Raw genomic sequence first — 23,098 nt, 5'->3', positions numbered from 1 at the left:
AAGGCGGCAACTTGGCCACCAGCTCCAGCAACTTGCCGCGCGGCACCTCGGGGCGCACCAGCGCAGGCTTGCCGCATTCATCCACACCATGCACCGCAAAAACGCTCTTTGCCAGATCAATTCCAACCGTTACGATTGCCATGACTTCCCCTTCCAGAAAAAGTGAGTTGATGAAAAGATTCGCCTCTCCATCGTGGCACTTCGTTGCCGTAAACCGCAACCCCCACGGGGCGCGGCTCACTTGGGACGGGGAAGTCCCTTTCATTCGGTAGGGAGATGGTCACAAGAGTGCATCGCTAAAGACAAGTGACCACCAGCTATTGTCCGCGCTTACCGCGCCCACAACCGTTCACGCTGAGCTTGTCGAAGCGCAGCGCAGGGCTTCGACAGGCTCAGCCCGAACGGTGAGGAGATGGCTACAAGAATGCGTGGCGTTGGACAAGTGCCATGCCAGATCTTGTCCTTGCTCACCGCGCTCACCGCGCTTACCGCGCCCACAGCCGTTCACGCTGAGCTTGTCGAAGCGCAGCGCAGGGCTTCGACAAGCTCAGCCCGAACGGGGAGGAGATAGCCACAAGAGTGCATCGCTAAAGACAAGTGACCACCAGCTCTTGTCCGCGCTCACCGCGCTCACCGCTCTCACAACCGTTCACGCTGAGCTTGTCGAAGCGCGGCGCAGGGCTTCGACAAGCTCAGCCCGAACGGTAGGAGGCGCGTCGTCGAGAGCGCAGGCGTGAAAACGGCGCAGGTACAACGCGCCCCTGCCGCTCAGGGCCGCATATCAGGCGCCGGTGTGTCTGGCACCCCTTGGTCTTCGGCCGCCTGTAACTGCGCCGCCATGGCCTGCTGATAGCCGGGCCGCTGCTCGAAGTCGGGCCAGAAAACTGTGGCGGTAGTCCTCCACCACCTGCGGTTGCTGGCGGTCTGCGGGTTCAAAGCGGCCGTAGCGCATCACCAGCGTCAGCGCAAAGGTCAGCGTGGTGTCGCTCATGTGCAGCCAGTTCAGGTAGGCGCCATAGGCCGGGTGCGTGGGCGCCACGTCCAGCCCCGCATCGGGGTGCGTGGCAGCGAGGTATTGGCACATGGCCGCCGATTCGGTCATGCGCACATCGCCCTGCACCAGCAGCGGCACGGTGCCCAGCGGGTTTTCGTCGAGGAACCACCGCGCCTTGGCGCGCGGCGGGAAGGGCAGCATGTGAAGCTTGTAGGGCAGTTTCAGCTCTTCCAGCATCCACAGGGGGCGGAAAGAGCGGGCGCTGATGCAATGGTGGAGGTGGAGCATGGAAGAACTGTAGGCCTTGGCTCGCTTGCTGTCATTTCTCGCGCCGTAGTGTGCGCCTGTTTTGGCCACATGCGGTGGTCGCTTGATCGACACATTGCACGTTACAGGCCTTGGCACAGGCAACGCGGTCCCCACAAGGGGCTCTCGGTGGGGTGCCCTGGACCAGCAATCGCATAGATCCGACAAATCTCATGGTTGAAGCAAGGCCTGTCAAGCCCGTAGGCTCGTGCCTTGCGGTCAGCGTGTGATGGGCGGTCGATAGCAGTGCTGGCCGTGGTCTCCTGGCGGTGAGCTTGATCTCGGAACCAGCCGTGTGAGCATCACCAACGGCAGCGGAACCCTCGGGCCCCGATGGTTCGGCCCCTGCGTGAGGCTCTCACGCTCGCTCCATCCTCCGAAACTCCGCCGGCGACTGCCCCGTCCACCCCCGGAACGCCCGGATAAAACTCTTCTCATTCAGAAACCCTGCCGCCTCCGCCACCTGCTTGATGGGCCGTTGCGTGCGGTGCAGCAGGTCGATGGCACGGGCGCGGCGCACCTCGTCTTTCAGCCCCTGCAGCGTGGCGCCTTCTTCCTTGAGCTGCCGGTGCAGCGTGCGCGGCGATACATGCAGCAGCGCCGCCAGCGATTCGGCGCTGTGCTGGGGCAGGGCGTGCGCGGGCTGGCCGGAGGGCTTGACCAGGGGCGCGGCCAGCAATTGGCGCACGCGCTGCACCAGCAGGCGGTCGCGGCGGTAGTGCAGCACCGTCAGCGGCAGGGCGTGTTGCAGCATCTGGCGCAGGGCCGGCTCGTCGCGGCGCAGGGGCAGGGGCAGGTAGCGGGCGTCAAAGTGCAGGGCGGTGCGCGGTGCGCTGAAGGTGGTGGGGCTGCGGAACAGCACGGCATACGCATCGGCATGGGGCGGCGCGGCAAAGGCAAACTCGGCGGCAATCAGCGGGATGCGCGAGTCCACCAGCCAGCACGCCAGCCCGTGCGCATTGCGCAGCACCGACACCAGGCAAAACTCGCGCAGCGCGCCCAGGTCGCGCGCCTCGGTGATCGCCAGGGTGGCCGTGTCGCCCTGGGTACTCAGGCGCAGGGCGATGTCGTCCACCAGCAGCCCATGGTGGCGGCACCAGCGGGCCAGGGCTACCTGCAGCGTGGGCGAGCTGATGCTGGCGCGCGCCAGCATGCCGTAGCTGCCCCAGGGCAGGCGGCGGCTGAACCAGCCCAGGGCCTCGTCGTCCAGCTCCTGCATGGCGGCGTCAGAGATCTGCTCCATCTGCCAGGCGGTGATGCGGGCATGGTCGTCGTGCAGCAGCGGCGGCGCAATTTGTGCCTGGGCCAGGGCGTGGGCGGGGCTCAGGCCACGCTGCGTGTAGGCCAGCACAATGGCCCGTACAAAGGCGATGGGCGTGGCCGCAGGAGTGGTGGTGGGCGGGGCTTGCGGGGCAGCAAAAGGGGTGGGGGGCGTCACGTCGCAGAGTGTGCCAGCAGTGGCACGATTTGCAACCATTGTGTCCACCCACCAGGGGCCCAGGCTTCTATGCTTACGCATCGCGGCCCACAGACCACCCAGGCCGCAGGGCCGGATCACCGAGGAGACAACACCCGTGACGAATGCAGCCGCAACGAACGCCCCACCGCTGGTGGACGGGCACGGCCCAGCGGGGCAAGATTTACGACGACATCATCGATCTGCGTGCGCTGGCCTGACCCACGACGGGCTGCATCGATGACCCGCCCGAGCCGCCTCGCACCCTGCACCCGGGCGGGCCTTGCCCCTGGCAGGGCAAGGTCGGCTCCACGGCGGCCCGCGCAGGGGCTGCGCCCTGGCCCTTGGGACTGCGGGCCAGTCCGTGGCACCCCATCCAACTCACGACATTCGACGGAACCTGCATGATTCTCGAGACCCAACTCAACCCCCGCTCGGCAGACTTTCTGGCCAATGCCGCCGCCATGCGCGCGCTGGTGGATGACTTGCGCGCCCAGCTCGACAAGGTGGCCCAGGGGGGCGGTGAAGCGGCTCGCGCCAAGCACACGGCGCGGGGCAAGCTGCTGCCGCGCGAGCGCGTGCAGATGCTGCTGGACCCTGGCACGCCGTTCCTGGAGCTGGCCCCGCTGGCAGCGCTCAACATGTACAACGACGATGCGCCCTGCGCGGGGGTCATCGCGGGCATTGGCCGCGTGAGCGGCGTGGACTGCATGGTCGTGTGCAACGACGCCACGGTCAAGGGCGGCACCTACTACCCCATGACGGTGAAAAAGCACCTGCGCGCGCAGGAGGTGGCGCAGCAAAACCGCCTGCCATGCATCTACCTGGTGGACTCCGGCGGCGCCAACCTGCCCAATCAGGACGAGGTCTTCCCGGACCGTGACCACTTTGGCCGCATCTTCTTCAACCAGGCCAACATGAGCGCCATGGGCATCGCGCAGATTGCCGTGGTCATGGGGTCGTGCACGGCGGGCGGAGCCTACGTGCCCGCCATGAGCGATGAATCGATCATCGTCAAAAACCAGGGCACCATCTTTCTGGGTGGGCCGCCGCTGGTCAAGGCCGCGACGGGCGAGGTCGTCACCGCCGAGGACCTGGGCGGCGGCGACGTGCACACCCGCCTGTCCGGCGTGGCCGACCACCTGGCGCACAACGACCTGCATGCGCTGCAGCTGGCCCGCAATGCGTTGCGAAATCTCAATAAAAACAAGGCGGTTGCGCTTGATGACAGGGCTTCGGTAGCTCCTAAATTCGTAGCAGATGATCTGTATGGCGTGATCCCCGTGGACACGCGCAAGCCCTTTGATGTGCGCGAAATCATTGCCCGCATCGTCGATGGCAGCGAGTTCGACGAGTTCAAGGCCCGCTACGGCACCACGCTGGTCACCGGCTTTGCCCGCATCGAGGGGATGATGGTGGGCATCATTGCCAACAATGGCATCCTGTTTTCCGAATCGGCGCTCAAGGGCGCGCACTTCATCGAGCTGTGCTGCCAGCGCAAAATTCCGCTGGTGTTTCTGCAGAACATCACCGGCTTCATGGTGGGCCGCAAGTACGAAAACGAGGGCATTGCCCGCAACGGCGCCAAGATGGTCACGGCCGTGGCCACCGCCAGTGTGCCCAAGTTCACCATCATCATCGGTGGCAGTTTTGGCGCGGGCAACTACGGCATGTGTGGCCGCGCTTACTCGCCGCGCTTTTTGTGGATGTGGCCCAACGCGCGCATCAGCGTGATGGGTGGCGAGCAGGCGGCGGGCGTGCTGGCCACCGTCAAGCGCGACGGCATCGAGGCCAGGGGCGGGCAGTGGAGCATGGAGGAAGAAGAAGCCTTCAAGGCCCCTATCCGCCGCCAGTACGAAGACCAGGGCCACCCCTACTACGCCACCGCCCGCCTGTGGGACGACGGCGTCATTGACCCCGCCGACACCCGCCGCGTGCTGGCGCTGGGCCTGGCCGCCACGCGCAACGCGCCGATCGAAGACACCCGGTTCGGCCTGTTCCGCATGTAAAGGAGTGTGAGATATGCGCGCATCGTGGATTTGGTCTTTGGCATGGATGCTGGCCACCGCCGTGGGTGCCGCGCAGGCCCGCGTGGTCGAGGAGCAGATGGATGTGCCCGTTCCGGTGAAAAACATCTGGGGCAAGGAGGTTGCGCAAACCATCCGGGTCACCGTGTGGTCGGACGATGCCAACCCCCGGCCAGCGCCCATTGCCATCGTCAAACACGGGCGCGCGCCCGATGCCCAGGGCCGTGCTGCGCTGGGCCGCGCACGCTACACCGACGCATCCCGCTACCTGCTGCGCAGGGGGTTCGTGGTGGTGGTGCCCACCCGCGTGGGCTACGGCGTCAGCGGCGGCGAAGACGTGGAAGACACCGGGGCCTGCAACAACCGCAACTTTGCGCCAGCCTTTGCGGCAGCGGCCCAGCAGATGCTGGCGGCGCTCCATGCCGTGCGCCAGCGCCCCGATGTGGCACCCGACCGTGTGCTGGTGATCGGGCAATCGTTTGGCGGTGCCAGCACGGTGGCGCTGGCCGCGATGAACCCACCTGGCGTGCAGGCAGCCATCAACTTTGCCGGAGGCAGTGGCGGCGACCCCAAAGGCCGGCCTCAAAACCCTTGCTCACCCGCGGTGCTCGAGCGCACCTATGGGCAATACGGCGCGCAAGCCAAGGTGCCCATGCTGTGGATTTACACCGAAAACGACATGTTCTTTGGCCCCCAACTGCCCAGGCAATGGCATGCCGCCTTCACGCAGGCGGGCGGCAAGGCCCGCTTTGTGCAGTTTCCCCCGCATGGGGAAGACGGACATTCCCTGTTCACGCGCTTTCCCGAGGTCTGGCAGCCTGCCGTGTCGGAGTTTCTGGACGCCAACGGGTTTGCGCCCGCGAACCGTCCGTGAAACGTTGAGCGATTGAGTCACTGAAAGAGCCGATATGCCCTTCCTCCCTGCATCGCTTCCCAAGGCCCTGAGGCTGCTGGCCTGCACTGCGGCGGTTTGCGGCAGTGCCCTGACGGCGTGGGCGCAAACATCGCCCCAGGCGGGGGCCCTGCAGCGTGTGGACATACCGTTGCCCTCGGGCGTGGTGCTGCGTGCCCACTGGCTACCGGCCCCGCTGGCCGCCCCGGCAAAAGGGCAGCCCGGTGTGCCCGCCCAGCCCGCTGTGATGGCTCTGCACGGCTGTGGTGGCCTGTATGCCAAGGGCGGTGCCCTTTCATCGCGCTACCGCGAAGCGGCCGAAACGCTGCATGCGGCGGGCTATGCCGTGCTGATGCCCGACAGCTTCGGATCACGCGGCCTGAGCGATGTGTGCCAGACGCGGTACAGCGACCGCAGCGTGAGTGTGAACGACCGCGTGCAGGACGCCCGCGCCGCGCTGGTGTGGCTGGCCGCCCAACCCGGCGTGGACGCCCGGCGCCTGGGCGTGCTGGGCTGGTCCAACGGCGGCACCACCACGCTGAACCTGCTGGAGCAGCGTCGCACCCACCCACAGGCGGGCGAGCCGCCGCTGGCGGGCGCTGCGGTGTTCTACCCCGGCTGCGGCCCTTTGCTGCGGCGGCAGGCGGTGGCCGAAGCCGTGCCGTTGCTCATGCAGTTGGGTGCGCTGGACGACTGGACCCCCGCGCACCCCTGCGTGGACTGGGCCGCCACGCTCCAGGCCCGGGCCGGCAGCGATGTCACCGTGCAGGTGTACGAGGGCAGCTACCACGGCTTTGATGGCACGGGCCCGGTGCGCCTGCGCGGCGATGTGCCCAACGGCACCTCGGCCAAGGGTGTGCACCAGGGCGGCAACCCCCAGGCGCGCGCGCAGTCGCTGGCCGCCTTGCAATCGTTCTGGAGCCGGGTGCTCGGTACCCGGGTGACACCATGAACCCCACGCAACACTTCGGCCTGCTGGCGCGCTACAACGCGTGGGCAACAGATCGCCTGCTCGGTGCTGTTGCGGCCGTGCCTGACGCCGACTATCGCCGTGATGTGGGCCTGTTTTTTGGCAGCATCCACGGCACGCTCAACCACCTGCTGGTGGGTGAGCATCTGTTGTGGTTTGTGCGGTTTGCCGAGGGCCGCTCGCCCAGCGTGGCGCTGGATGCCGAAGTGGAGACCGACCGGCAGCGACTGGCGCAACGCCTGCGCGATGGCGCGGCCCGCTGGGCACCGCTGGTCGCTGCATGGCCTGATGAGCGTTGGGAGGGGCCGCTTGCCTACACCACCACCCGGGGCGAGGCCCTCTGCCTGCCATGGGCCGCCACGCTGGCGCATGTGTTCAACCACAGCACCCACCACCGCGGGCAAATCACTGCCGCGCTGACCGCACTGGGCCACGCTTGCCCGGTGATCGACCTCGTTTACTTCATTCGGGCCGAACAGGCCGGAGGCACGCCATGACCCACTACCTGCACATCACCTACGAAGGCGCCGTGGCGCGCATCACCCTCGCGCAGCCCGAGATTCGCAACGCCTTCAGTGATGAGGTCATTGCGGAGGTAACGGCCGCATTCACCGAGGTGGGCGGCCGCGCTGATGTGCGTGCGGTGGTGTTGGGCGCGCAGGGCCCCGCCTTCTGCGCGGGCGCCAACCTGAACTGGATGCGCCGCATGGCCGATTACACCCGCGATGAAAACCTGGCCGATGCCCACAAGCTGGCCGAGATGCTGCGCGCGATCTATGAATGCCCCAAGCCCACCATTGCGCGTGTGCAGGGCGATGTGTATGCGGGCGGCATGGGTCTGGTCGCTGCCTGCGATATCGCGGTGGCGGTGGACACAGCAGGCTTTTGCCTGAGCGAAGTCAAATTGGGGCTGATCCCCGCCACCATCAGCCCGTATGTGATCCGGGCCATGGGTGCGCGTGCAGCGCACCGCTATTTCCTCACGGCCGAACGCTTTGGCGCAGCCGAGGCGTTGCGCATCGGTTTTGTGCATGAGGTGGTGGCTGCCGACCAGCTCGATGCCAAGGTCGATGCACTGCTCAATGCCTTGACCACGGCCAGCCCCAACGCCGTGCGCGTGTGCAAGAAGCTGGTCATCGATGTGGCCGAGCGCGAGATCAATGCGGATCTGATTGCAGCCACGGTCGAAGGGATTGCCGAGATTCGCGCCAGCGAGGAGGGCAAGGAGGGTGTGCAGTCTTTTTTAAACAAGCGTCAACCCGCTTGGCTTGGCTGATCGCACGACCACGCCATGGACACCCCTGGGTTCAACGTCGTGCAGTGGCTCCACACGCTGGGGCTGCCTGTGGATGGCAGCACCGCACGCGCCGTGGGCGATGCGGCGGCCAGTGCCACCGCGCAGCTCGATATGCCCAGCCTGCTGGCCCTGGCGGCAGCGCTGGGCTGGGCCAGCGGGTTCCGGCTGTATGCGGTGGTGTTTCTGGTGGGGATGATGGGCGCGCTGGGCTGGATGCCCCTGCCGCCGGGCCTGGCCATGCTGCAGCACCCGGCCGTGCTGCTGGTCAGCGGCTGCATGCTGCTGGTGGAGTTCTTTGCCGACAAGCTGCCATGGGTGGACAGCGCGTGGGACGCGGTGAATGCCTTCATCCGCGTGCCTGCCGGTGCTGCGCTGGCCTATGGCGTGTTCGGTGCCGACAACGCCACGCTGGCCGTGGTGGCGGGTCTGCTCGGGGGCTCGCTGTCGGCCACGGCATTGGCGACCAAGATGACCACGCGGGCGGCGGTGAACACCTCGCCCGAGCCGTTTTCCAACTGGGGGCTGTCGTTCTTTGAGGATGGCCTGGTGGTCGCGGTGGTCTGGCTGGCCACGCAGCACCCGGTGGCGTTTGGTGTGGCACTGGTGGTGATGGTGGCCGCGTCGGTGCTGCTGCTGGTGGTGTTGTTCAGGTTTTTGCGTGCGGTGGTGCGCAAAGTCATGGAAGCTGAAGGCGCCAGCAAGGCAGGGGCCGCATTGTGATGCTAACTACAGAAAGAATCGCGTGATTTCTCAATACCAGCTGCGGGACGATGGGATATACGAAGGCGTCTGGAGGACGCTTTTAGTACTAACTCCGACCCTACTCGCGGGGGTGGCCGGTGCTGTTCACTATTGGGGCACTCCCCTTCTGTGCTATGGGTCATTAGCCTTGGTTCTCCTTGGAGTGGCGATAGTTTTCTATCGAGCATTACGCCCGTGGCCTGTAGTTCTCTTTACGCACGAAGCGCTAAGGCTGCCGGCCCGTTTTTGGAGCAAATCTATTGCTTATCCGTGGGGGCAGATTCGTGACTTGTCAGTGCGAGGCTGTCGTGAGAAGCGTGAGCTATGGAGCGTAGACCTGCAAGGTACGGAGCTGCGCTTGGACCAGGTTTGGTGGCCGCAGGAACTGGTCTCCCAGGTCGAGCGCTACTTGATGCTGTCAAAGTGCCGAATACCGGTCCCTATTCAGATCCACGAGCCATCAAGCCCTTATTTAAACCCGTAGAGCAGCCAGAGCGAGGAAGCCGTGTTCAGAAAGATATTGATCGCCAATCGCGGCGAGATCGCCTGCCGTGTCGCCGCCACAGCCAAGCGCCTGGGCGTGAAAACCGTGGCCGTGTATTCAGATGCCGACGCGCAGGCCAAGCATGTGGCTGTGTGCGACGAGGCTGTGCACATCGGCGGCAGCGCGCCCAAGGACAGCTACCTGCGCTGGGAGCGCATCATCGAGGCCGCCCGGGCCACGGGCGCGCAGGCCATTCATCCTGGCTATGGCTTCTTGAGCGAGAACGAAGACTTCGCCAAGGCCTGCGCCGACGCGGGGCTGGTGTTTATCGGCCCCCCTGCCAGCGCCATCAACGCCATGGGGCTCAAGGCCGAGTCCAAGCGCCTGATGGAGCAGGCCCAGGTGCCGCTGGTGCCCGGCTACCACGGTGCAGACCAGGACCCGGCCCTGCTGCAGCGCGAGGCCGACCGCATTGGCTATCCGGTGCTCATCAAGGCCAGCGCAGGCGGCGGCGGCAAGGGCATGCGGGCGGTGGACCGGGCCGAGGACTTTGCGGCCGCGCTCGACTCGTGCAAGCGCGAGGCCATCAACAGTTTTGGCGACGACGCTGTGCTGGTCGAAAAGTATGTGCAGCGCCCGCGTCATATCGAGATCCAGGTGTTTGGCGACACGCAGGGCAACTGCGTGTACCTGTTCGAGCGCGACTGCTCGGTGCAGCGCCGCCACCAGAAGGTGCTGGAAGAAGCGCCCGCCCCCGGCATGACGGCAGAGTTACGCGCCCGCATGGGCGAAGCCGCCGTGGCTGCTGCGCGGGCCGTGAACTACGTGGGCGCAGGCACGGTGGAGTTCATCGTCGAGCAGCCGGGCGGCTACGACGCGCCCGGGCAGATGAAGTTCTACTTCATGGAGATGAACACCCGCCTGCAGGTGGAGCACCCCGTGACCGAGGCCATCACCGGCCTGGACCTCGTGGAGTGGCAGCTGCGCGTGGCCTCGGGCGAGCCTTTGCCGCTGCGGCAGGACGAGCTGCGGATGACCGGCCACGCCATCGAGGCGCGCATCTGCGCCGAGAACCCCGACAACAACTTCCTGCCTGCGACCGGCGCGCTCAATGTGTATGCGCTGCCCGAGTGCGTGACGTTTGAGCGGGGTGTGGTGCGTGTCGATTCCGGTGTGCGCCAGGGCGATGCGATCAGCCCCTTCTACGACTCCATGGTGGCCAAGCTCATCGTGCATGGCGACACGCGCGAGCAGGCGCTGGCGCGGCTGGACGAGGCGCTGGCGCAGACGCACATCGTGGGCCTGGCCACCAACGTGCAGTTTTTGCGCCGCGTGGCGCGCACCGGTGCATTTGCCAGCGCCAGGCTCGATACCGCGCTGATCCCGCGCGAACAGGCCGTGCTGTTCCACCAGGAGCCGGTGGGCCTGCCGCTGGCCGCTGCGGCAGCGGTGGCGCAGACGCTCTTGAAGGAACGCGCCAGCGAAGGCGTCGATCCTTTCAGCCGCCGCGATGGCTTTCACACCCACGGCGTGGTGCAGCGCCGCTTTGAATTCGAGTTCGGTGGCGAGCACGCTAAGGCGCTGCTGACGTACGAGCGTGGCGGCAGCCTGCACCTGGCGGTGGGCGAGAGCGCCGCGCAGGTGGCGGGGCCGCTGGTATTCAGCGCGGTGGCGCAAGGCATCGAGCTGCAGTTTGGCGGCCAGCGCACCCGCGCCGCCGTCTATGCGCAGGGCGAGGTGGATTACATCTTCACCCCGCTGGGCGCCACGCAGATCACCGCCATCGACCTGCTGGCCCATGCGGGCGAGGCCGCTGCCGAAGGCGGTCGCCTGACGGCCCCCATGCCCGGCAAGGTGGTGTCGTTTGCGGTGAAGGCGGGCGACCAGGTCGCCAAGGGCCAGCCGCTGGCTGTGATGGAAGCCATGAAGATGGAGCACACCATTGCCGCGCCAGCCGATGGCGTGGTGGCTGAGTTGCTGTACGCGCCGGGCGACCAGGTGACCGAAGGGGCCGAACTGCTCAAGCTGACGGTTTAGATTTGGGTGAGGGTTGCTTCAGAATAGAGCTATGCTGAATTGCCCCTCTTTTCCTAGCGGAAATCTTGATTTTCTTTTACGAGTCCCGAGCCCCGGTAGGGAACACTGTGCGAGGCACGAATGAAATCGCCTATCTTCTTGCACCGTATCGTCTTACGGAACTATAAAAGCATCGGGAGCTGCGATGTTCGCCTAGGGGCGTTGACCTACCTGGTTGGTGCAAACGGATCCGGGAAGAGTAACTTTCTGGACGCGCTCCATTTGGTTCGTGACGCGTTGTCGGGCTCGCTCGATAACGCCTTAAACGAGCGTGGAGGCTTGACAGAAGTCCGTCGGCGATCAAGCGGCCATCCGACCAATTTCGGAATTCGGCTTGAATTTACCTTGCCCGGAGGATTGCCTGGCTACTATGTTTTTAACGTCGGAGCGCTCCCTGGCCGCGGGTACGAAGTGCAGGCGGAAGAGTGCGTTGTCAACGGGAAAGGCAAAGGTCCATACTTTCGCACCGAACGGGGTGAACTCCATTCCAGTAGTGAGCCTACATTCCCAGCGATCACCTCTGACCGGCTGGCGTTGGTAAGTGTTTCAGGTATGTCGGTGTTTCGACCCGTATTTGATGCATTGACCTCTATGGGCTTCTACAACTTGAATCCGAAGCTCATGCGCGAGCCTCAGAAACCTCAAGACGGACGGTTGCTGAAACCCGTGGGCGAAAATATCGTAAGTGTCCTTGGTCATTTGGAGCGCGTTGCTCCCGACCGTATGGCGGAGATCCAGAGTTATCTGCAGACAGTGGTGTCGATGGTGCGCGGAGTTGAGCGCAAGCAGATTGGGCCACTCGAAACGCTGGAGTTTCGCCAAGACATGGCAGGGTCTAAACATCCAATGCGCTTTCCAGCGCAAAACATGTCGGACGGAACGCTGAGGGCGTTGGGCATACTGACCGCCTTGTTCCAAGGTAACCGAGATTACGCGCCGACGCTTATTGGCATCGAGGAGCCCGAGACTGCGCTGCATCCTGCGGCCAGCGCCGCGTTGCGCGAGGCGCTTTCAAAAGCCGCAGAGCAGACGCAAATCATCGTGACAAGTCACAGCCCGGACCTTCTGGATTCGCCCAGTATTCTTCCCGAGCAACTGCTTGCGGTGGTGTCAGAGGGGGGAGAGACGAGGATCGCGCCGCTTGATGAGGCATCAAAGTCAGTGATGCGGAACCATCTCTTTTCTGCTGGCGAGCTACTGCGTTTGAACCAATTGGCACCAGACCGTGCATTCTTGGATGGGCAACGCCAAAACGATTTGTTCGGAAGCCTTTCCTCATGATTTCGCTGTCGGCCATCGTTGAGGGGGATGGAGAGGTCGCAGCGTTGCCAGTACTCCTGCGGCGGATCGCTGAGTGGCGTAACCCCGAGGTCTACGTTGATGTTTTAGCGCCTATTCGTGTGTACAAAGACCGATTTTTGAACAGGGAAGAAGAGTTCACCCGGCATATGAAGCTGGCTGCGGCCAAGTCCGGCGACCGTGGTTGGATATTGATTCTTCTCGATGCCGACGATGATTGCCCAATGTCTAAAGGGCGCGACATTGCCCAGCGTGCTGCCGCGGTGGTTCCTCATCGACCGGTTGGCGTCGTGTTGGCAAATCGTGAATACGAAGCCTGGTTCATCGCTGCAGCAAAGTCGCTGGACGGCGTGCGATCTTTTTCTTATCAACGGTCCGACGGAGGAACCGATCCCGAGTTGCCGCGAAACGCAAAAGGCTGGATGCGTGATCGCATGTCGAGTGGCGCATATCGCGAAACTACTGACCAACCTGGATTCTCGGCCCGCATGGACCTGCAGCAGGCCTTCTCCCGAAGCCGCTCATTTCGCAAGCTCTGCACTGAATGGTCTCGGCATACCGAAGCGTTGGCGAATGTCGTCAATCTATGAATATCACTTTCTGCTGTACCGATGCCAAGCCCGAGCCCTGGCTCCAGGGCTTCTCTGCCGCGTTGCCCCTGGCCGACATTTCGGTGTGGCAACCGGGCGCCCCCCAGGCCGACTACGCCGTCGTCTGGGCGCCGCCCCAGCAGTTCATGGACGAGCAGCCTGGGCTCAAGGCGCTGTTCAACATTGGTGCGGGGGTGGATGCGCTGCTCAAGCTGCGCTTGCCTCCAAAGGCTCTGGTAGTGCGGCTGGACGATGCGGGCATGGCCGTGCAGATGGCTGAATACGTGTGCCACGCGGTCATTCGCCACTTTCGGGAGTTTGACGGCTACGAGGCCGACACGGCCGCCGGGCGTTGGGGCTACCGCAAGCCGCGCCTGCGCAGCGACTACCCCATCGGGGTGATGGGCCTGGGTGTGCTGGGTGATCGGGTCGCCAAGGCGCTGGCGCAGTTTGAGTTTCCCATCAACGGCTGGAGCCGCAGCGCCAAGGCCATCGAGGGGGTGCGCGCCTTCACCGGCGCGGACCAGTTCCATGATTTTCTGGCTGCCAGCCGCGTGCTGGTCAACCTGCTGCCGCTCACGCCCGACACTGCCCATGTGATGAACCAAGACACGCTGCGCCGCCTGCAGCCCGGCGCCTACGTGATCAACGTGGCGCGCGGAGCGCATGTGGTGGACGAAGACCTGCTGGCGGCCCTCGACAGCGGCCATGTGGCGGGAGCCACGCTTGATGTGTTCCGCACCGAGCCGCTGCCCGCAGACCATCCGTTCTGGACGCACCCGCGCATCACCGTCACGCCGCACACCTCGGCACGCACGCTGCGTGACGAGAGCATCGCCCAGATCGCCCGCAAAATGGCAGCGCTGCAGCGCGGCGAGCGCGTGGCGGGCATCGTCAACCCCGCGCGTGGATACTGATCGCGTGTTATTTTTCTATCACCCATGAATTCCAGGTTTCCATCCCGCGTCCAGATCATCGACGTCGGCCCGCGTGACGGGCTGCAAAACGAAAAATTGCCCGTGCCCGCCGCCGTGAAGATCGAGCTGGTGCACCGGCTGCAAGCCGCTGGCCTCAAGGAAATCGAAGTCACCAGCTATGTGTCGCCCAAGTGGGTGCCGCAGATGGCAGACAACCACCAGGTGATGGCGGGCATGACGCGCCAGCCGGGGGTGGCTTACTCGGTGCTCACGCCCAACCTCAAGGGCTTTGAGGCGGCGGTGACCGACCGTCCTGACGAAATCGTGGTGTTCGGCTCGGCCAGCGAGGCCTTCAGCCAGAGGAACATCAACTGCAGCATTGCCGAGAGCATTGAGCGCTTTGCGCCCGTGGTCGATGCCGCGCTGGCTGCGGGCATCCGCGTGCGCGGCGCGATGAGCTGCACCGTGGGATGCCCTTACGAGGGCGACATCGCCCCCGAGCGCGTGGCCTACCTGGCCGGCCTGCTCCAGGGTATCGGCGTGCAGCGGGTGGACGTGGCCGACACCATTGGCGTGGGCACGCCGCGCAAGGTGCAGCGTGCGCTTGCGGCCACGCTGCAGCACTTTGGCATCGACGCGGTGTCCGGGCATTTTCACGACACCTACGGACAGGCGCTGGCCAACACGCTGGCCGCGCTGGAGCTGGGCGTGTGGAACTTCCAGACCTCGGTGGCGGGCCTGGGCGGCTGCCCCTATGCCAAGGGGGCCGCCGGCAACGTGGCCACCGAGGATGTGGTGTACATGCTCGCGGGCATGGGCATCGAGACCGGCATTGATCTCAATCAGCTCATCGATGCCGGTGCCTTCATCAGCGATTTTCTGGGCCGCAAGCCCAACTCGCGTGCCGCCAACGCCCTGCTAGCGCGTCGTGCGGGCTGACGCTGCACTTCAGGAGACAACGACCATGTGTGGAGCGGAACTGAAACCCCTGCCCGAGGGCGTGCAGCGCGTGGCCGCAGTGCTGCAAGCCCTGGGCCATCCCCACCGCCCGCAGATGCTGGACGACGCCGCGCGCACAGCCCAGCAGGCCGCCGATGCGCTGGGCATTGCCGTGGGGCAGATTGCCAAGAGCATCATCTTTCGCCGCAAAAGCGACGACGCGGCCGTGCTGGTGGTCACATCGGGCGACCGCCGTGTGGATGAAAAAAAGGTGCAAGCCCATGTGGGCGGCAAGATCGGCCGCGCCGATGCCGATTTTGTGAAAAGCCGCACCGGCTTTTCCATCGGCGGCGTCTCGCCCGTGGCCCATGCCACGCCGCCCGTGACGCTGATTGACCAGGACCTGTTGCGTTTTGATGAGGTGTGGGCCGCCGCAGGGCACCCGCACGGCGTCTTTGCGCTGCACCCGTCCGACCTGCCCCGGCTGACCGGCGCGCCCATGGTCGATGTGGTGCAGGCGCCCGCCCCGGTGCAAGAGGTCCTGGTATCGTGAATGCTATAAAGTTAATAGCTATAAAAGCGCAGGCGATGAGCGCGGATGGCTGTTTTGATCAAGATTTTGCAGGGCCGGTGCCCTCGCCGTGCATCTCGGTGTGCCGCATGTCGCCGGATGGCGGTCATTGCGAGGGCTGCTTTCGCACGCTCGACGAGATCCGCATCTGGTCGGGTGCCAATGCCGACCTGCAGCGCAGCATCTGGCGGCGGCTGCTGGCCCGCGCGGGTATCGCCCCGCCACCCGTCTGAAGCGCGGTGGTACGGTCCCCAGGCCGGATTGCCGCACGTACCCTGCGTTGGATGAAGTCACCAAGGAGCCCACCGCCATGAAACGCATCACGTTCTATCTCGACTTTGTATCGCCCTATGCCTGGCTGGCCTTCGAGCGCCTGCCCGACGTGCTCGAAGGCCTGAGCTACAGCGTGGCCTACAAGCCGGTGCTGCTGGGCGCGCTGCTGCATCAGCATGGCAACCCGGGCCCCGCGGGCATTGCGCCCAAGCGCGAGTGGACCTACCGCCATGTGACCTGGCAGGGCCATGCACTGGGCATTGCGCTGCACATGCCCACATGCCACCCCTTCAACCCGCTGCCGCTGCTGCGCCTGTCGCTGGCGTGCAGTGACGATGGTCTGATCAACCGCTTTGTCGCCGGTACCGTGCTGCGGCATGTGTGGCAGGGCGGGCACGATGCGCTGGATGCCGGGCGGCTGGCTGCGCTGGCGGATGAGCTGGCCGAGCAGATCCGGCCCGGTCAGGATGCGGGCAGCGAGCGGCCCAAGGCCCTTCTTCGCGCCAACACTGAAGCCGCGCAGGCGGCCGGCGTGTTTGGCGTGCCGGCCTTTGAGGTGGATGGCAAACTGTTCTGGGGCCTGGACGGGCTGCCCATGCTGCGCGCTTATCTGGAGGGCGACGACTGGTTTGCCGGGCCCGAAGGCGATGCCCGTTGGGCAGCGCCCGCGATGCTTGCTTCGGGCCTCCAAAAGGGCTGACCCCGCAGCATGGCCCGGCCTTCACCCGCCGCCATCCCGGTGGCGGGCCAGCCAGCGGTGCCCGGTGGCCAGGCGCTGCACATCGGCCCAACTGCCGCACTGCGCGGCCACGCGGGGCCAGATGCGCTGCAGCAGGTCGCATTCCACCAGGGTGTCGGCGGCGGCCTGGTGCCGAACGGCGCAGCGGATGCCGAAGTGCGCCATCCAGTCGTCCAGCGCGCGGGCCCGCACCTGCTCATGGGTCACAGCGCACAGGTGGTCCACATCCACCCAGGGGTTGGGCAGGACATGCCCCAGGTGCTGGCGTGCATGGCGGTTGATCATCGTGCGGTCAAAGGCGGCATGGAAGGCCAGCAGGGGGCTGTCTTGCACATAGGCTTCAAAGGCCTGCAGTGCCTGGGCGGCGGGCATGCCGTTGCGCTGCATCTGCGCGCCAATGCCGTGCAGCAGGATGTTGTCCTTGCTTGATGCCTCGTCCTGCTGCAGCACCACTTCAAAACTGTCGCCCAGTGCCACCCCCAGCGTGCGCCGCTGCCAGTCCACCCGCAGCGCAATGGCGGCAATGGCCAGCAGCCGGTCGCGGCGCATGTTGAGGCCGCTGGTCTCCACGTCCAGCATCACCCAGCGGTTACCTGTGTAGGCGGGGGCCTGCCCCAGCGCGCGCCTGATCGGCTCCAGCCATTGCATGGCGGCTACCGGTCGTAGTCCAGCTGCAGCCGCTGCTGCAACTGCCGCGCCACGCGAAAGGATTCGCGCAGGATGCGCCGGTCGATGTCGTTGAGCTGGTTCACCACAATGCGGTTGGGTGGGGCGGCGACGGCCTGGCCAGACTCTCGCGCTTCCAACTGCACCCGCAGGCGCAGCATCTGCAAAAACTCAAAGCCGTCCACCCATGCGCCGGTTTCCGTCTCGGGCAGGTGCCACTGCGTGCCGGCCGCCTCCAGGCGCAGCCGGGTGTTGGTCTCCTGCACGCCCAGGGCCAGGCTGTAGATGCGTGCGGCGTCCACAAACAGCGCCGCGCCCTGCAGCTTGAGGTCCAGCGCGCCCTGGTCGTCAGTGTCGATAGCCCCGCGCCAGTTCAGTGGGACGCTGCGGCTCAGGGCATTGTGGGCCAGCATCTTGAGAAAGCGCGGGCTGTTGCGCGCGGCCAGCGCCACATCGGCGCGCAGCGCCTGGGCCAGCGCCACATCGCCACACAGGGGGCGAAAATCAAAGTAGATGGAGGCATTGAGCAGGTCCTGCGGCGAGCCCTGCGCCACCCAGTGCCCGAAGCGCTCGCGCCATTCGTCCAGCGTGAGGCAGCACCCGCTTTCCCCGGCCATGATGCCGCCCCGGCACAGCGGGTAGCCGCAGGCGTCCAGCGCCAGGTTGACGGCGTGTGCGAACTGGCGGATCGCTTCGCGCGATGCGTTGGACACGTCGTTGTGCAGGATGATCGCATTGTCCTGGTCGGTCGCAATGGTCTGCTCACCCCGCCCTTCCGAGCCCAGGCACAGCCAGCACAATGTCTGGAGGTCCACACCCAATTCTTCGGCCTTGAGCTGCACCAGGCGCTCGGTCAGCACATCGTTGAGGTGGCTGATCATCGAGGTCAGCTGCCGCGCATGCACGCCCTGCGCAAGCAGGCTGCGCGCCAGGCGGCGTATGTCATGGGCCGAGGCTTGCAGGGTCGCCACATCGGGGGCAGTGCGCAGCGCCGTACTCACGCTTTTGAGACTTTGCCGCTGGATGGCAAACAGGTCGCGCTCGGACACCATGCCAATCGCCACCCCGTCGCGGGTGATGGGCACATGACGGATGCCATGGCGCGACATCAGCAGCGCCGCGTCTTGCGCCGAGTGTTCACTGGTAAGCGTTCTTACCGGCTGCACCATGACCTTCGAGATGGGTGTGTGCAGCGGCAGCTGGGCCAGCGCCACGCGGCCCAGCACGTCGTAGCGTGTGAGGATCCCCACGGGGTGCTGCGCGGCATCGACCACCAGCATCGAGCCGAGGCGTTGCTGGTGCATGGCCTGCAGCGCGGTGTGCAGCGGCGTCTTGGCGTCGCAAGTCACGGGCTTCTTGCCGACAAGCGTCCCCAGCCGGGTTTCGAGCGACTGCTCTGTGGTGGCATGCGCGGCATAGGCCGCTTGCAGTGCCTGGCGCGAAAGTGCAAGGAACTGGGCAGTGCGCTGGCTCAGGTACTGCGCAAACACGGTGCTCCGGCTGGCTAGTTGGTGCATGTGGGCCACGGCAAGCACCAGCACAAAGGTGTCGGTATTGGCGCGGTAGGTGGCCGTGACGGCACGCCCAGCCCAGGCGGCGCTCACGGGAAAGAGGTCACCAGCCTCGTACTCGAAGGCTCCCACAGCGTCCGCCATGCCCCGGGTGCCCGTCACCGCGCCCTGGCGCACGTAGTAAAGCGACTGCACGGTACCGCTGTCCGGTCCAATCACCAGCTCTCCCGGCGCGAAATACTGTTGCTCGCAGTGCGACAGGAAATCGTCCACCTCAGCATCCAGCATCTGGGCGAAGGGGGGGTGCTTGCGGAGGTCTTGGCGAAAGTTGGCCAGCAGGTGGTGCGATGGCTGCAGCGGCGCTGGTGCCTTGGCAGCCGATGGCGGATTGGGCGACTTTTCCATGGCGGCAGTCTATGCCCGCTCCTGCCTTGCGAGAAGTCCTTCTGGCGCCGGCTGTTGACCTTCATCAAGGCGTTCGGAGCTCTCGGTGTTTTCCCGCAAGAACGTCTTCGATTCGATCGATTTATCGCATCGCAAAAAAAGAGTGAAGGGTTTGTGCGGAGTTTGTAAGTTAGCGATAAGCCGCTTGTCAGCCAGCGGTCAGACACCCTGCGCAGAGTGCGCCCACCTTTCCTTGTCCTTACAGCGAGACATCGAATTCACCATGCTCCTGACCGTTGTCATTTTGAAAAGCCTGATCGAGTTGTCCCTGATGTTCATCGTGGGACGATTTTTGCTGGGGTTGCTGGCCGGGGCCAAGCGGCACACCAATGTGTTTTGGCAGATGCTGGATGTGGCCGCCAAGCCCTGCCTGTGGCTGACGCGCAAGGTCAGTCCCCGCCTGGTACTCGACCAGCATATTCCGCTGGCGGCGGCGAGCTGGCTGATCATGGCCTGGGTGCTGGTCGTCAAGCTCAAGATCGACATCTGTCTGGAGCTGGGAGCGCAGGCATGCCAGTGACCCAGAGCCTTTCCCTTCCCCCGGCCCGCTGGTCGCAGCGGCTGGAGCATCAGGCGCTGGTCTGGCGTGCCAAGGCCCTGCTGCTGGTAGGCCGCAAGGCCGCTGCCAGGGCGGTGTTTTTGCGAATTTTGGAACGCTGGCCTCAGGACGTGCTGGCGCTCAACAGCCTGGCGTATGACGCGCTGCTGAGCGACCACAAGGAGCAGGCGCTGCACTACTACGCGCAGGTGCTGGCCTTGAATCCGCAGGACTGCAACGCCCACTTCAACCATGCCTATGTGGCCGAGCAGCTGGACCAGCGGGCAGTGGCGGAGGAGGGCTTCCGGGCGGCCTTGCAGATCGACGAGAAGATGGACCGGGCCTGGTATGGGCTGGCGCTGGTGCTGGTGCGCCAGGAGCGACTTCAGGAGGCTCTGCAGGCCCTGGAGCGCAATACCCGCCTGCAGCCCATGAGCCCCTTTGGCTGGTACCAGATGGCGCGCGTGCATGTCGACCTGCACCAGCCTGAGGAGGCGCGTGCCGTGATACGCCATTTAAAAGGATTCGAGCCCAAGGTGGCCGCGCAACTGGAGCGGGAAACCGGGTTGCGAGCAGGTTTTTAGTGCTGAAGTCGAGTAGGTGTTCGTGAGTGTTCTTTTTACAAGATGGAGGAGCAAGCAATGCAACTGACAGCCAAGCACCAGGAGTACTGGCGCAAAAACCTGCAAATAACCGGCCTGCTTTTAGGCATCTGGTTCTTTGTGACCTTTGTCGTGGTGTTCTTCGCCCGCGACCTGACGTTCAGCTTCTTTGGCTGGCCGTTTTCGTTCTGGGTGGCCGCCCAGGGCGCCTTGGTGGTGTATTGCCTGATCATCTGGTACTACGCCCGCCACATGAACAAGCTCGACATTGAATACGGCGTTGCCGAAGGAGAAGAATGATGGGACTCTTCGGCGGAGACGGACAGTCGCAAGGCGACTTCAAAAAGGGCCTGAACAAGGTCTACACCTGGTACACCGGCGGGTTTGTCGCTTTTGTGCTGGTGCTGGCAGTGCTCGAACAGATGGGCTTGCCCAAGAACTGGATCGGTTACCTTTTCCTGGCGGCGACGGTGCTGCTGTATGCCGGCATCGGCGTCATGAGCCGCACCAATGATGCGGCTGAATATTACGTGGCGGGGCGCCGCGTACCAGCCATCTACAACGGCATGGCCACCGGGGCGGACTGGATGTCTGCGGCCTCCTTCATCGGCATGGCGGGTACCCTGTACCTGACAGGCTACGGCGGGTTGGCGTTCATCCTGGGGTGGACGGGTGGCTACTGCCTGGTAGCGCTTTTCCTGGCACCCTATCTGCGCAAGTTTGGTCAGTTCACCATTCCCGACTTTCTGGGCGCACGGTTTGAAGGCAACCTGCCGCGGCTGATCGGGGTGGGGGCGGCCATCCTGTGCTCCTTCACCTATGTGGTCGCACAGATCTATGGCGTGGGCCTGATCACGTCCCGCCTGACGGGGCTGGCCTTCGAAATCGGCATTTTTGCCGGGCTTGCTGGCATCCTGGTCTGCTCGTTCCTGGGGGGCATGCGTGCCGTGACCTGGACGCAGGTGGCGCAGTACATCATTTTGATCATTGCCTACCTGATTCCTGTGGTCTGGCTGTCGGTCAAGCACACCGGCGTGCCTGTGCCTCAGGCGGTGTACGGCTACACGCTGGAGAAGGTCACTGCCAAGGAGTCCGAGCTGCTCAAGGACCCCAAAGAACTGGAAGTGCGTGCCCTCTACAAGGCCCGCTCGGATGCGGCGGTGGAAAAGCTCAAGGATGTGAATGCTTCGCTCGCAGCAGACCGCGCCGCCGCACAGAAGAAGCTCGATGACCTGAAGGCGGCCAACGCACCTGCAGCGGAGATCACCGCTGCAACCGCCGCGCTGGCAGCCCTTCCCAAGAACGAGGCCGAAGCCCGTACAGCCTACACGGCAGCGCGCACATCCAATGCTGCCAAGGCCGCGCCGCCCATCCGCCATGCCGAACCCTTCCCAGGCAAAGACGAGGCGGCTCAGAACGTGGCGCGCAAGAACTTCCTGGCGCTGGTGTTCTGCCTGATGATCGGCACGGCTGCGCTGCCGCACATCCTCATGCGCTACTACACCGTGCCCTCGGTGCGCGAGGCGCGCGAGTCGGTGAGCTGGTCGCTGTTCTTCATCTTCCTGCTGTACTTCACAGCGCCCGCGCTGGCGGTGCTGGCCAAGTACGAGGTCTACACGGTGCTGGTGAACACGCCGTTTGCCAGCCTGCCGGAGTGGATTGCGCGATGGAGCGCGGTGGACAAGTCGCTGCTGTCGGTGGTTGACATCAACAACGACGGCATCTTGCAGCTGGCGGAAATTTCCATCGGCGGCGACATCATCGTGCTGGCTACACCAGAAATCGCCGGTCTGCCGTATGTGGTCTCGGGCATGGTGGCGGCGGGTGGCCTAGCCGCTGCGCTGTCCACCGCGGATGGCCTGCTGCTGACCATTGCCAATGCGCTGTCGCACGACCTGTACTACAAGGTTTTGGACCCCAATGCCTCTACTGCACGCCGCGTGATGGTGTCCAAGCTTCTGCTGCTCGTGGTGGCACTGGCCGCGGCCTACGTGGCCGCGCAGAAACCGGCGGACATTCTGTTCCTGGTGTCGGCGGCGTTCTCGTTCGCGGCTGCGGCGTTCTTCCCGGCGTTGACGCTGGGCATTTTCTGGAAACGTGCCAACAAGTGGGGCGCGTCGCTGGGGATGCTGGCTGGACTGGGCATTACCTTCTATTACATGGTCACCACGCAGCCCTGGCTGTACAAGCTGACGCATGGCACCGCCATCACGCCTGAGATCGTCAAGGCCAATACCTGGTGGGATATTGCCCCCATCTCGGCCGGCCTGTTTGGTGTACCTCTGGGCTTTGCGGTGATCATCATCGTCTCGCTGCTGACGAAGGAACCCGGCAAGGATATTCAGGAGTTGGTGGAGCATGTGCGCTACCCCAGCCTGGATGGAAAAACCTCGGCCGCCAGTGCCGCGCATTGAGCGGATAGCGGGCCTCTGGCTCTGATTCAAAAAGGCCCCGTCACGGAAGTGGCGGGGCCTTTTGCCATGTGCGCCCAGCATGGGCGCAGCAGTCCAGTGCCGCCGCTACCCATTCCATGGCTTTTTCCCCGCGCGCGAAGCCCTCGATGAAGTGCAGTTCAAGGCCCCAGGCCCGCCGCTCCGCGGTGGACTGTCACCCTAAAAACGGCAGTTGGATGCATTTGCCAGCGCTGCTGTTGGGGTGCCAGGCAAGGCGCGACGACGCGGCAGGCTCGTGCCTGCAAGGAGGAGCAACACCGCATGGCGCTCCAAAAGCGGCGCTGGCAAGTGCATAGCGCTGTCACCCCAAAGG

Annotated in this window: 21 protein-coding genes and 2 pseudogenes; 18 read left to right on the top strand and 5 right to left on the bottom strand. The window is 64.8% G+C overall.

Annotated elements, in window-relative coordinates; genetic code table 11:
- The 3 genes and pseudogenes from ACK543_RS10630 to ACK543_RS10620 all read right to left on the bottom strand — a co-directional run.
- A pseudogene (locus ACK543_RS10630) lies at positions 1–142 on the bottom strand (IS110 family transposase); the annotation flags it as partial.
- Positions 143–768: 626 nt separating this feature from the next.
- A pseudogene (locus ACK543_RS10625) lies at positions 769–1,282 on the bottom strand (glutathione S-transferase family protein).
- Between the two features lie 376 nt (positions 1,283–1,658).
- Positions 1,659–2,777: an AraC family transcriptional regulator gene (locus tag ACK543_RS10620; RefSeq protein WP_409942823.1), complete on the bottom strand. Its 1,119-nt coding sequence runs from the start codon at positions 2,775–2,777 to the stop codon at positions 1,659–1,661.
- Positions 2,778–3,160: 383 nt separating this feature from the next.
- On the opposite strand from ACK543_RS10620, the gene ACK543_RS10615 reads away from it, so the two are divergent.
- The 14 genes from ACK543_RS10615 to ACK543_RS10550 all read left to right on the top strand — a co-directional run bounded on the left by ACK543_RS10615 (position 3,161) and on the right by ACK543_RS10550 (position 16,532).
- Positions 3,161–4,765 (top strand): carboxyl transferase domain-containing protein, encoded by a 1,605-nt coding sequence (locus tag ACK543_RS10615; protein WP_409942822.1) that lies wholly within the window; start codon positions 3,161–3,163, stop codon positions 4,763–4,765.
- A 13-nt stretch (positions 4,766–4,778) separates the two neighbouring features.
- Entirely contained in the window at positions 4,779–5,657 is an 879-nt protein-coding gene (locus ACK543_RS10610; RefSeq protein WP_409942821.1) for an alpha/beta hydrolase family protein, read from the top strand.
- Between the two features lie 34 nt (positions 5,658–5,691).
- Positions 5,692–6,627: a dienelactone hydrolase family protein gene (locus ACK543_RS10605; protein ID WP_409942820.1), complete on the top strand. Its 936-nt coding sequence runs from the start codon at positions 5,692–5,694 to the stop codon at positions 6,625–6,627.
- Complete coding sequence (locus tag ACK543_RS10600; protein WP_409942819.1) at positions 6,624–7,142, top strand: DinB family protein; 519 nt, start codon at positions 6,624–6,626, stop codon at positions 7,140–7,142. The genes ACK543_RS10605 and ACK543_RS10600 overlap by 4 nt, the downstream gene beginning before the upstream one ends.
- Entirely contained in the window at positions 7,139–7,921 is a 783-nt protein-coding gene (locus tag ACK543_RS10595; protein WP_409942818.1) for an enoyl-CoA hydratase/isomerase family protein, read from the top strand. The genes ACK543_RS10600 and ACK543_RS10595 overlap by 4 nt, the downstream gene beginning before the upstream one ends.
- Positions 7,922–7,936: 15 nt before the next feature.
- Positions 7,937–8,662: a DUF4126 domain-containing protein gene (locus tag ACK543_RS10590; protein ID WP_409942817.1), complete on the top strand. Its 726-nt coding sequence runs from the start codon at positions 7,937–7,939 to the stop codon at positions 8,660–8,662.
- Between the two features lie 526 nt (positions 8,663–9,188).
- On the top strand, positions 9,189–11,204 hold the full coding sequence (locus ACK543_RS10585; protein ID WP_409942816.1) for a biotin carboxylase N-terminal domain-containing protein: 2,016 nt from the start codon (positions 9,189–9,191) through the stop codon (positions 11,202–11,204).
- A 120-nt stretch (positions 11,205–11,324) separates the two neighbouring features.
- Positions 11,325–12,524 carry an AAA family ATPase gene (locus ACK543_RS10580; RefSeq protein ID WP_409942815.1) on the top strand — a complete coding sequence of 400 codons (1,200 nt, stop codon included), beginning with the start codon at positions 11,325–11,327 and terminating at the stop codon, positions 12,522–12,524.
- Positions 12,521–13,132: a DUF4276 family protein gene (locus ACK543_RS10575; RefSeq protein ID WP_409942814.1), complete on the top strand. Its 612-nt coding sequence runs from the start codon at positions 12,521–12,523 to the stop codon at positions 13,130–13,132. The genes ACK543_RS10580 and ACK543_RS10575 overlap by 4 nt, the downstream gene beginning before the upstream one ends.
- The gene (locus ACK543_RS10570) at positions 13,129–14,049 is read left to right on the top strand and encodes a 2-hydroxyacid dehydrogenase (protein WP_409942813.1); all 921 of its coding nucleotides are present in this window, start codon (positions 13,129–13,131) and stop codon (positions 14,047–14,049) included. The genes ACK543_RS10575 and ACK543_RS10570 overlap by 4 nt, the downstream gene beginning before the upstream one ends.
- A gap of 24 nt (positions 14,050–14,073) precedes the next feature.
- Entirely contained in the window at positions 14,074–14,988 is a 915-nt protein-coding gene (locus ACK543_RS10565) for a hydroxymethylglutaryl-CoA lyase (RefSeq protein ID WP_409942812.1), read from the top strand.
- 25 nt (positions 14,989–15,013) lie between these two features.
- The gene (locus tag ACK543_RS10560; protein ID WP_409942811.1) at positions 15,014–15,541 is read left to right on the top strand and encodes a YbaK/EbsC family protein; all 528 of its coding nucleotides are present in this window, start codon (positions 15,014–15,016) and stop codon (positions 15,539–15,541) included.
- Entirely contained in the window at positions 15,538–15,792 is a 255-nt protein-coding gene (locus ACK543_RS10555; protein ID WP_409942810.1) for a DUF1289 domain-containing protein, read from the top strand. The genes ACK543_RS10560 and ACK543_RS10555 overlap by 4 nt, the downstream gene beginning before the upstream one ends.
- A 77-nt stretch (positions 15,793–15,869) precedes the next feature.
- Positions 15,870–16,532, top strand: coding sequence for a 2-hydroxychromene-2-carboxylate isomerase (locus ACK543_RS10550; RefSeq protein WP_409942809.1), 663 nt, complete (start codon positions 15,870–15,872; stop codon positions 16,530–16,532).
- Between the two features lie 21 nt (positions 16,533–16,553).
- Here ACK543_RS10550 and ACK543_RS10545 read toward each other — a convergent pair whose 3' ends face one another.
- Positions 16,554–17,219, bottom strand: coding sequence for a 3'-5' exonuclease (locus ACK543_RS10545; RefSeq protein ID WP_409942808.1), 666 nt, complete (start codon positions 17,217–17,219; stop codon positions 16,554–16,556).
- Between the two features lie 5 nt (positions 17,220–17,224).
- Positions 17,225–19,153 (bottom strand): DUF294 nucleotidyltransferase-like domain-containing protein, encoded by a 1,929-nt coding sequence (locus ACK543_RS10540; protein ID WP_409942807.1) that lies wholly within the window; start codon positions 19,151–19,153, stop codon positions 17,225–17,227.
- Positions 19,154–19,415: 262 nt separating this feature from the next.
- Between ACK543_RS10540 and ACK543_RS10535 the strand changes: the two genes are divergently transcribed.
- From ACK543_RS10535 to ACK543_RS10520, 4 genes are read left to right on the top strand one after another with little or no spacing between them, the layout of a single operon-like run.
- Positions 19,416–19,712: a hypothetical protein gene (locus ACK543_RS10535; RefSeq protein ID WP_409942806.1), complete on the top strand. Its 297-nt coding sequence runs from the start codon at positions 19,416–19,418 to the stop codon at positions 19,710–19,712.
- Positions 19,703–20,314: a CDC27 family protein gene (locus ACK543_RS10530; protein ID WP_409942805.1), complete on the top strand. Its 612-nt coding sequence runs from the start codon at positions 19,703–19,705 to the stop codon at positions 20,312–20,314. Before ACK543_RS10535 ends, ACK543_RS10530 begins: the two co-directional genes overlap by 10 nt.
- 57 nt (positions 20,315–20,371) lie before the next feature.
- Positions 20,372–20,632, top strand: coding sequence for a DUF4212 domain-containing protein (locus ACK543_RS10525; RefSeq protein WP_409942804.1), 261 nt, complete (start codon positions 20,372–20,374; stop codon positions 20,630–20,632).
- On the top strand, positions 20,629–22,746 hold the full coding sequence (locus tag ACK543_RS10520; RefSeq protein ID WP_409942803.1) for a sodium:solute symporter family protein: 2,118 nt from the start codon (positions 20,629–20,631) through the stop codon (positions 22,744–22,746). Before ACK543_RS10525 ends, ACK543_RS10520 begins: the two co-directional genes overlap by 4 nt.
- Positions 22,747–23,098: the final 352 nt, after the last annotated feature.

Origin of the sequence: Acidovorax sp., assembly GCF_046341535.1 — a bacterium.
Lineage (GTDB): Bacteria > Pseudomonadota > Gammaproteobacteria > Burkholderiales > Burkholderiaceae_C > Acidovorax.
Note: the sequence above shows the minus strand (reverse complement) of the source record. Positions and strands in the feature narration are given on the sequence as shown.

Bases quoted from the DNA above. Each gene is read 5' to 3' on its own strand.
- ACK543_RS10540 (WP_409942807.1), bottom strand. From the start codon at position 19,153: ATGGAAAAGTCGCCCAATCCGCCATCGGCTGCCAAGGCACCAGCGCCG.
- ACK543_RS10595 (WP_409942818.1), top strand. From the start codon at position 7,139: ATGACCCACTACCTGCACATCACCTACGAAGGCGCCGTGGCGCGCATC.
- ACK543_RS10565 (WP_409942812.1), top strand. From the start codon at position 14,074: ATGAATTCCAGGTTTCCATCCCGCGTCCAGATCATCGACGTCGGCCCG.
- ACK543_RS10535 (WP_409942806.1), top strand. From the start codon at position 19,416: ATGCTCCTGACCGTTGTCATTTTGAAAAGCCTGATCGAGTTGTCCCTG.
- ACK543_RS10610 (WP_409942821.1), top strand. From the start codon at position 4,779: ATGCGCGCATCGTGGATTTGGTCTTTGGCATGGATGCTGGCCACCGCC.
- ACK543_RS10605 (WP_409942820.1), top strand. From the start codon at position 5,692: ATGCCCTTCCTCCCTGCATCGCTTCCCAAGGCCCTGAGGCTGCTGGCC.
- ACK543_RS10530 (WP_409942805.1), top strand. From the start codon at position 19,703: ATGCCAGTGACCCAGAGCCTTTCCCTTCCCCCGGCCCGCTGGTCGCAG.
- ACK543_RS10575 (WP_409942814.1), top strand. From the start codon at position 12,521: ATGATTTCGCTGTCGGCCATCGTTGAGGGGGATGGAGAGGTCGCAGCG.
- ACK543_RS10545 (WP_409942808.1), bottom strand. From the start codon at position 17,219: ATGCAATGGCTGGAGCCGATCAGGCGCGCGCTGGGGCAGGCCCCCGCC.
- ACK543_RS10520 (WP_409942803.1), top strand. From the start codon at position 20,629: ATGATGGGACTCTTCGGCGGAGACGGACAGTCGCAAGGCGACTTCAAA.
- ACK543_RS10615 (WP_409942822.1), top strand. From the start codon at position 3,161: ATGATTCTCGAGACCCAACTCAACCCCCGCTCGGCAGACTTTCTGGCC.
- ACK543_RS10525 (WP_409942804.1), top strand. From the start codon at position 20,372: ATGCAACTGACAGCCAAGCACCAGGAGTACTGGCGCAAAAACCTGCAA.
- ACK543_RS10550 (WP_409942809.1), top strand. From the start codon at position 15,870: ATGAAACGCATCACGTTCTATCTCGACTTTGTATCGCCCTATGCCTGG.
- ACK543_RS10600 (WP_409942819.1), top strand. From the start codon at position 6,624: ATGAACCCCACGCAACACTTCGGCCTGCTGGCGCGCTACAACGCGTGG.
- ACK543_RS10570 (WP_409942813.1), top strand. From the start codon at position 13,129: ATGAATATCACTTTCTGCTGTACCGATGCCAAGCCCGAGCCCTGGCTC.
- ACK543_RS10580 (WP_409942815.1), top strand. From the start codon at position 11,325: ATGAAATCGCCTATCTTCTTGCACCGTATCGTCTTACGGAACTATAAA.
- ACK543_RS10620 (WP_409942823.1), bottom strand. From the start codon at position 2,777: ATGGTTGCAAATCGTGCCACTGCTGGCACACTCTGCGACGTGACGCCC.
- ACK543_RS10560 (WP_409942811.1), top strand. From the start codon at position 15,014: ATGTGTGGAGCGGAACTGAAACCCCTGCCCGAGGGCGTGCAGCGCGTG.
- ACK543_RS10590 (WP_409942817.1), top strand. From the start codon at position 7,937: ATGGACACCCCTGGGTTCAACGTCGTGCAGTGGCTCCACACGCTGGGG.